General features: G+C 45.0%; 8 protein-coding genes. 7 read left to right on the top strand and 1 reads right to left on the bottom strand.

Annotated elements, in window-relative coordinates:
- Positions 1–207: 207 nt before the first annotated feature.
- Entirely contained in the window at positions 208–510 is a 303-nt protein-coding gene (locus Q0Q74_RS13760) for a hypothetical protein (protein ID WP_294431776.1), read from the bottom strand.
- Positions 511–1,040: 530 nt separating this feature from the next.
- On the opposite strand from Q0Q74_RS13760, the gene polA reads away from it, so the two are divergent.
- The 7 genes from polA to Q0Q74_RS13725 form a co-directional block, all read left to right on the top strand.
- Positions 1,041–3,950: a DNA polymerase I gene (polA, locus tag Q0Q74_RS13755; RefSeq protein ID WP_294431773.1), complete on the top strand. Its 2,910-nt coding sequence runs from the start codon at positions 1,041–1,043 to the stop codon at positions 3,948–3,950.
- A 27-nt stretch (positions 3,951–3,977) separates the two neighbouring features.
- Positions 3,978–4,694, top strand: coding sequence for a dephospho-CoA kinase (gene coaE, locus Q0Q74_RS13750; protein WP_294431772.1), 717 nt, complete (start codon positions 3,978–3,980; stop codon positions 4,692–4,694).
- 74 nt (positions 4,695–4,768) lie between these two features.
- A complete protein-coding gene (locus Q0Q74_RS13745) occupies positions 4,769–5,233 on the top strand; it encodes a carboxypeptidase-like regulatory domain-containing protein (RefSeq protein ID WP_294431771.1) in 465 nt (154 codons plus the stop codon).
- Positions 5,226–6,311 carry a TIGR04133 family radical SAM/SPASM protein gene (locus Q0Q74_RS13740; protein WP_294431769.1) on the top strand — a complete coding sequence of 362 codons (1,086 nt, stop codon included), beginning with the start codon at positions 5,226–5,228 and terminating at the stop codon, positions 6,309–6,311. The genes Q0Q74_RS13745 and Q0Q74_RS13740 overlap by 8 nt, the downstream gene beginning before the upstream one ends.
- Before the next feature lie 36 nt (positions 6,312–6,347).
- Complete coding sequence (locus Q0Q74_RS13735) at positions 6,348–7,058, top strand: hypothetical protein (RefSeq protein ID WP_294431768.1); 711 nt, start codon at positions 6,348–6,350, stop codon at positions 7,056–7,058.
- Positions 7,059–7,098: 40 nt separating this feature from the next.
- Positions 7,099–7,488 carry a radical SAM-associated putative lipoprotein gene (locus tag Q0Q74_RS13730; RefSeq protein ID WP_294431766.1) on the top strand — a complete coding sequence of 130 codons (390 nt, stop codon included), beginning with the start codon at positions 7,099–7,101 and terminating at the stop codon, positions 7,486–7,488.
- A gap of 359 nt (positions 7,489–7,847) precedes the next feature.
- The coding region (locus Q0Q74_RS13725) for a pyruvate formate lyase family protein (RefSeq protein WP_294431763.1) at positions 7,848–8,748 on the top strand (901 nt) is incomplete at its 3' end.

Here is an 8,748-nt window from a genome sequence, read left to right as displayed (position 1 = left end):
CCTTTTCCGCAGGTTTTATGCCCCGTCCGACAGGATTCTCCCGCGAAGGCTCCCGCCCCCTGCAGCAGGATATGTACCGCGGGCGGCGTGTGACCGCCAGGCCATGGAGTGCCGCCGGAGGCGTTCCGGAGCGGCACCCGGGCCGCGCAGGAATGAGCGCCAGCGAAGCACGGAACGGCGGCAGTAAGAAAAATTCGCGCCTAAAATTTATAAAGTTCGAACCAGGCGCAGTTTCGTTATTGAACTGGTATTTGAACTCGCATTCCTCATTTCGCGTGAGCTTGTTCCGCTTTGGTTTGAAGTGCATGAAGAGGAGTTAAAACGCGGGTTCAAAACATAGCCTTCGCCGTCAAGAATGTCCTTTATGGCATATTCGGCATTTGAGGTCAGCCAGTCTTCTACGAATTCGCCGTTGTATAGCGACCAGCGGGTTATAAGATAAAACAAATCGGCAACGCCAAGGGAATTTCTTTCACCCTTTGCAATATCCGGTGATTCTTTGTGCTCCACTCGGCAGACGAAGGATTTCCGCCTCTGGCGACAAATTCCCACTCTGCATCAGTTGGAAGCCTGAACCCCTTTTTGGTGAAATCAGACTCTACGCGAGCCGTATATGTATATCTTTGCCGTGCATCCGCGCTCTCCCCTTCTGGAATGAACATTGAGACGATGTTTTCACGGGGAATCTTCAGATATGTGCAAAGTTCTTCGATATACTCTTCTTTTATGTTTTCCGCGATTCCGTCGGCATGGTAAACGGAGAGAGTTTTACCTTGCGTCCGACGGGAAAAGCACTGTCATTTTCGCAAACACTGTAAGTCATGCCCGCTTCGTCCAAAACATCACAAGAAGCAAGCACGAAAAACCGAAAGGCAAAGCCCCATCGACAGAGCCTTAAAAACATTTTCCTTCATAAAGTACTCCATTTTGCCACACAAAATAATAGATAATACTATAACACACGCAAAGGGAAAAAACAAGGAAAAAACTCAAAATGCGCTGTGTTTGAGCAGAATCGGAAATGCTGTTATAATTGGGGAATGAGTGATTTTATTGACGACAAGACGCTTTTTGTTCTGGATTCCTACGGACTTATTTACAGGGAATATTTTGCTTTTATCGGGCGGCCGCTCACAAATTCCCGGGGCGAAAACATTTCGGCGGTTTTCGGATTTTTCAGGAATCTGCTCCATATATTGAAGAATTATTCACCTAAATACATGGTTGCGGCAATGGATTCAAAAACTGCGACTTTCAGGCATGAAATGTTTGCAGAATACAAGGCAACCAGACCTAAGACACCGGAAGACCTTCATGCACAGATTCCATGGATTGAAAATCTGCTTGAGATTTTGGGAATCCGCTTAATCAGAAAGGACGGTTATGAAGCTGATGATGTAATTGCCACTCTTGCGAAAAAATGCGAGGCGGAAGGCAGACATTGCGTTATTCTGAGCGCAGACAAGGATTTGCAGCAGCTGACGAACACGCACATTCACTGCATGAAGCCGGATAAAGCTCAAATTTGGGCGGAACTTGACGAGGCGGGAGTCGAAAATGACTGGGGCGTTCCGGCCTCAAAACTTCTGGATTTGCTCTCTCTCATGGGCGACACGGCGGACAATGTTCCGGGCGTTAAAGGTGTTGGTCAGAAAACAGCGGCAAAACTTCTTGCCGAATACGGCACTCTTGAAGGAATTTACGAACATGCAGGCGAAATCAAGGGCGCTCTTGGTGAAAAAATCAGAAATGGCAAGGATGACGCTTTTTTCTCAAAAAAATTGATTACACTCTACACCGAAGTTCCGGATTTGTGCGGCACGGATGAATGCTGCACTGCAAAGCTGAATTTTGCGGCGGCGGCGGATGAACTTTCGCGGCTTGAAATTCGGGCAATAGCAAGGGATTATCGCTCAGAAGCAAAAGGTGCGGCTGGCACTAAAGAAGATGAATCAAATCTTGGGGAGCTTTTTGCATCTTCTTCAAAAAAATCCGGCTCTGAAAGCGCAGAGGCGGAAATCACGAAGGAAAAGAAAGCCGAATCAAACGCTGGCCAGGAAACATCGCCTGTAATCAACAAAAATCACGGAAATTACAAGGCAATTACCGACGCGGCGGAACTTTCTTCATATATTGAAAAACTTCTCGCTAAGGAAATACCTGTTTTTGCTTTTGATACCGAAACTGACTCTCTCGATACGGCACACGCAAATCTTCTTGGCTTTTCACTTTCTCATGAAAAAGGAAGCGGCGTTTATGTTCCGATTTCGACAGGCGGAGATTTGTTTTCGGAGGCAGAAGGCGTTTCAAAAAAAGAGGCTTTGGAAGCACTCAGAAAAGTCTTTTACAATTCAAAATGCACAATCGTCATGCACAATGCAAAATTCGACCTCAAGGTGCTGGATTCGCAGGGATTTTTGAAGATTGAGGATTGGATTAACGGAGGTGATACGAGCGACAACAATTCTCAAGTTGCCCGAATCGCCGACACGATGATAGCGGCATGGCTTTTGGAGAGTGACAGGAGCGGAAAATCAGCTTACTCACTCGAATACCTTTCTGAAATTCACCTGCATCTCAAAGGCACGGAATTTGATGAAATTGTCGCAAAGGGCAAAACTTTTGCCGATGTGCCGCTTGATGTCGCCGCAAATTATTCTTCCGAAGATTCTGATTTTACACTGCAGCTCTGGAATCTTTTTGAAGCAAGGCTCAAATCAGAAAATCTTGACGGCCTTTTCTTCAATATGGAGATGAAAGTCCTTCCGATTCTTGCACTTATGGAATCAAACGGAATTCACATTGATTCGCGCTATCTGAACGATTATGCCGTCGAACTTAAAAATCAGATTTCAGCCGTCGAAAAAGAAATTTTCGCGCTCGCAGGGCATGAATTCAACATCGCTTCACCAAAACAGCTTGGCACTGTTCTTTTTGAAGAAAAAAAGCTTCCGGCGGGCAGAAAAACAAAAACCGGCTATTCAACAGATACAAGCGTTCTTGAGGAACTTTCCGTGCTCGATCCGCTTCCTGCTAAAATTCTTGAATACAGGGCCAAAACAAAGCTTCTTTCAACTTACGTCGAAACACTGCCCACACAGGCAGATGAAACCAGCCGCGTTCACACAAGTTTTATGCAGACAGGAACCGCGACAGGCCGACTTTCTTCAAAAGACCCGAATTTGCAGAACATCCCGGTTCGGAGCGAAGAAGGAAGGCGTATCCGAACGGCATTCACTGCCGAAAAAGGCAAGGTTCTGATTTCAGCAGATTACGCGCAGATTGAGCTTGTCGTTCTTGCCCATTTGAGCGGTGACAAAAATCTCTGTCAGGCCTTTGAAAACGAAGTCGATGTACATAAATCGACCGCAAGCCTGATTTACGGAGTTCCGATGGAAAGCGTCACACCAGAAATGCGCCGTAACGCAAAAACGCTCAATTTCGGTCTCATGTACGGAATGGGGGCTTTTTCGCTTGCAAAAGACCTTGGAATCGGCCGTGGTCAGGCAAAAGACTTCATCGACAATTATTTTGCAGTTTATTCAGGAGTCAAGGCGTTTTTTGATGAAAATGTACGCCACGCAGAAGAAAACGGCTTCATCACAACGATTTTGGGCCGCAAACGAAAAATTGCAGCAATCAACAGCCGCAACAAAATGGAAAAAGAAGGTGCCGTCCGGGTCGCAAAAAATTCTCCGATTCAGGGAAGTGCCGCAGACATTGTAAAACAGGCAATGATTGATGTGTGCGAGGCCCTTAAAAAGACAGGCTCACAGGCAAAACTTCTCCTTCAGGTGCACGATGAGCTGATTTTTGAATGCCCCGACGACGAAAACACCGTCACAGACACAATTGCCTTGATTCGCGACAAAATGGAACACGCAGTCCGCCTGACGGTGCCTCTCCGCGTCTCAATTGAATACGACCGAAACTGGGGGAAATTTCACTAATTAGCAATTAGCAATGAGGAATTTTCTATGAGCAATGAGGAATTACCAATTAGCAATGGGGGGGAGGTCTCCCCCTCGGCTACAATACCTTTCACTACGCTGGAGAAGTCCGAGCAAGCTCTGACTTCTCCGCTCCGTTCGGGTATTTCCGCTACCCCCTCTGCGGGGAGTGCCCCGCAACGCCCCCTTGCAATCTGCGTTACAGGGCAGATGGCGGCGGGAAAGAATTATGTGTGTTCTCAGCTTGAAAAGCAGGGATTTCTCTCGCTGGATTTAGACAAGGTTGCGCACGAAGCAATTTCGCTCAGCACAGCAGAAATTCTTGCCGCTTTTTCGGACGAGGCAAAAAAACGCGGAATTTCCCTTCAAAACGATGACGGCTCTTTAAACAGGCGCGCGCTGGGAGCGCTTGTCTTTTCTTCTCAGGAACTGCTTTCAAAACAGGAAGGCATCGTCTATCCCAAAATCATAGAAATGACTGAACGCTTCATCGAAGAAAATCGCGGAAAGAGCGCGATTCTAAACGCGACAGTGCTTTTTAAAACGCCCGAACTTCTCTTAAAATGCGAAAAAATTCTCTTTGTGAAGGCAAATCTCATCAAAAGACTGATTCGTGCCAAAAAGCGTGACAAAATGCCTGTAAAGCAGATTCTTTCAAGATTCATGAGCCAGAAAAATCTCTTCAAAAACTACAAGCAATTCGCCGACAGACACGGCATTCCAATTGAAATCATCAAAAACTAAGCAGTAGGTCGAATGCCGAGTTTTGAAATATCTGAGAATTTGCAAAATTTATCATTTTCTCTTACAATTTCCCAATGCGTATCGCAAAATCTTTAATCGCTAAAATTTTTACTTTCTTCTGCACGCTCGCGGGGATTCCGCTTATTTTTTCTTGCGGAGAAGATGGCAATACTGTCACAAAGCCAATCGAAGCACCTGTTATGTATGGGATGCCGCCAAATTACGGCTATATCTCGGGCACAGTTAAAGGTGATTCAGACGGAAACGGCACGACAAAACCGCTTGCGAATGTAAAAATCTATTCCGAATCTGAAAATCTCAAGCATTCCGGCATGCCTTCAGAAGACGGGCTTATTTACCAGACTTCCGATGATGGCCGCTATTTCATTGATTTATGGGAAAAAGGCCAGTACACTTTCAGATTTGAAGACGGTGATGGAAGCGAAAACGGCTCGTTCAAAACTCAGAAAAAGACCTTCTCCTGGCAAGAAGGAACAGAACTGACAAACCAGGACATTACGCTTGAACCTGATGAATAAGCTCAAACAGGCGATTTTCCGCCTTTACCGCAAATCAGAAATCAAAAAGCACGAATTACGCTATCTTTTCTGGGAATGCACGCTCAGATGCAACCTTCACTGTCTGCACTGCGGCAGCGACTGCCTTTCAGAAAGCGGGGTTCCCGACATGCCCCTTTCAGATTTTGTCCGCGTGCTTGATGAAATCAGGGAGAAAAATCCTTATAAAAACCTTACAGTCTGCATTACCGGCGGCGAACCTCTTTTACGAAAAGACCTTGAGGATGCGGGTCGTGAAATCAAAAAGCGCGGTTTCCGCTGGGGAATCGTGACAAACGCACTCGCATTTACGCCGCAGCGATTTATTTCTCTTTTGAATGCCGGACTTTCTTCAATCAGCTTCAGTCTCGACGGCTTTGAAAATGAGCACAATCATTTAAGACAGAATCCAAATTCTTTTGAAAAAGTTTTCGATGCAATAAAGACAGTAACGGCCTTTCAAAAACAATTTCCCGGCCGACTTGTTTTTGATGTGATTACCTGCGTTCATCAGGGGAATCTTGGGATTTTACGGAAACTGCGGGAATTCCTGATTGAAAACGGTGTTTCGCACTGGCGGATTTTCTCGATTTTTCCTGAAGGAAGGGCTGGTCAAAACGATCTTGCTCTTTCAAGCGAAGAATACCAAAAGCTAATGGAATTCATCGCCGAAACTAGAGCTTTCAAAAATCAGCAGGGAAAGTCGATTCATCTGAATTATTCATGCGAAGGCTACCTTGGAAAATACGAGCTTAAAGTGCGTGATTTCTTCTATTTCTGCCGTGCGGGCGTGAATGTCGCAAGCGTGATGTGCGACGGCTCAATTTCGGCATGTTTAAGCGTCCGTGCAAAAGATTTCATACAGGGCAACATCTACCGCGACAGTTTTATGGATGTATGGCAAATGTGCTATCAGAACATGCGCGACAGAAGCTGGGCAAAAACCGGAAAATGCGCAAAATGCAGGCACTGGAAAAACTGCCTCGGAAACGGCCTTCACCTGCACAAAGACGCACATTCGGAACCGGCAAGATGCAATCTGGAGCTATTGAGCAAGTGATAGCCGGAAGAGCAAGAACGAGATATAGGTAAAAATATGAAAGTCATCAGTTTTTTATGTGCATTACTTTTTTCCACACTGCCAGTTTTTGCCGAAAGCACTGATTTTATAAACGCACATTTTTCTTTTCCGCTCGAATATCACATTTTGAAGGCAACAAGCTCACATTCACGAAAGTATTTTGATTTTGACCAGCCATTCTATGCAAAATATTTTGAAACACAAGTGAACTGGAGCAAAATGACTCTCGATGAAGACGGTCACTCCCGCCTGACTGGAATCAGCACAGGAAGAAGTTTTATGAGTTTCCCCGGACTGAAATCTAACTTTTTTAATCCAGTCCCCAACACAATTTCCCTCAAACTCGGCAAAGGATTTGCACCTGCCAGAACTGAAAAATATGCCCTTGCATTCCACGGTTTTGCAGAATTGAATCTCCGTGCTTATGATTTTGAAGTTGATTACGGAATAGGAAGAATTTCCGACACAATCAGGTATTTCACAGTTGAGTTCAATCTAAATATCGGAGCGGACGCAGTTTTTATTTTTAAACTGAGCGAAGACATTTCACTTTTTTCAGGACTGGACATTTCGACGGTTCTTTTTGGCAAGGGCAATATCGACTACGAAAGAAGCGGTCAATATACTGCGTTTGGGGAACTCGGCTACATAACTTTTCTCAACGGAATAAACATCGTTCCCAGAATCGGAATTTGCCGCAGAGTATGGAAATGGAATCTTTTTTGAAACTTTACAAATTCCAACAGCCGGAATATACTAAAATAATATGAAAGATAAGATTCACTGGACTTGGAAAAGAATTATAGGTGTCATCCTCGGAGTTTTGGGAATCGGAACGCTCACTTCATGCTACGGCGTTATAGAAGATGAGTTTGAATATAGCATTTACGGTCAGGTCAAAGGCAAAATCAACGGTACGGAGCAGGCAATTGAAGGAATCGCGGTCGCCCTTTACAATACTGCCGGTGGTGCCCGAAATATCACATTAACCGATTCTGACGGCTGGTATGACTTCCAAGCCCTGGAAGGAGGCTCGTACACAATCACATACACGGACATTGACGGCGACAAAAACGGCTCCTTCAAGCAGAAAGAACTGGAAATTCCCCTAAAGGAAGACTTCGATTCATCCGTAACGCTTGAAAACGCAAATTAAGCCCGCATTAGTATTATTCCGACATTTACTACACTATCTATAGTGTCTTTAAGATAATTTTCATTATAAAAAACACTATTTGTAAAGATTTTCGCAAAAATCCATTGTCTAATTTTTAAGAATTGTATATATTATTGTCAGCAAAACAAATAAAGCCCGGCTTGAGATAGCCGGACACAATTGCTTGGAAACTACAAGCCCTTTTAAGTTGTTTTGGTCACATCTTTTCACTTCTCTTTCATCTTGCGAAACTTAGGTGTTCCGGTGTCGCCATACGATTTTTAGGCTTTTAGTCTCCCTGTAATTTCACAATATATTTTTGGGCAAAGCCAGAGGCTTGTCCTAACAGGAGATTTTTTATGGCAGAACAGGAAGCCTGGAAAGGATTCTACGGTCGACTTTGGAAAGAAGAAGTCAATGTACGCGATTTCATTCAGGAAAACTACACACCTTATGACGGAGACCAGTCATTTTTGGCAGGTCCAACAGACGCAACAAACAAATTGTTCGACAAGTTGCAGGAACTCCAGAAGGCTGAGCACAACAAAAAATCAGTTGGTCTTGACGGTAAAGAAAGAACAGGCGTTCTTGACATGGATACCGATGTCGTAACAGGCCTTACATCTCACGGAGCCGGCTACATCGACGAGAAATTAAAGGACTTGGAGCAGGTTGTAGGTCTTCAGACAGACAAACCTCTCAAACGCGCTTTCATGCCTTACGGTGGAATCCGAATGGCTGAGCAGTCTTGCGAAATGTACGGCTACAAGCCAAATCCTGAACTCCATAAAATCTTCACTGAATATCACAAGACACACAATCAGGCTGTTTTTGATGTTTACACTCCTGAGATTCATAAAGCCCGTTCAGCCCACATCCTTACAGGTTTGCCTGACACATACGGACGAGGTCGAATCGTAGGTGACTACCGCCGTGTTGCTCTCTATGGTATCGACTACCTCATCGCCCAGAAAAAGGCTGATTTCGCTAACATTGGCGATGGAACTATGACAGATGATGTTATCCGCCTCCGCGAAGAAGTTGCTGAGCAGATTAAAGCCCTCAACGGCATGAAAGAAATGGCAAAAATCTACGGATTCGACATTTCTCAGCCGGCTAAAAACGCAAAAGAGGCCGTTCAGTGGCTCTACTTCGGCTACCTTGCCGCAATCAAAACACAGAACGGTGCCGCTATGTCGATTGGCCGTGTTTCAACATTCCTCGACATCTACATCGAGCGCGACTTGAAGGCTGGAATTA

Origin of the sequence: uncultured Treponema sp., from assembly GCF_946187725.1 — a bacterium.
Taxonomy (GTDB): Bacteria; Spirochaetota; Spirochaetia; order Treponematales; family Treponemataceae; genus Treponema_D.
The sequence above is the reverse complement of the archived record's forward strand: the minus strand, read 5'-3'. Positions and strand labels throughout refer to the sequence as shown.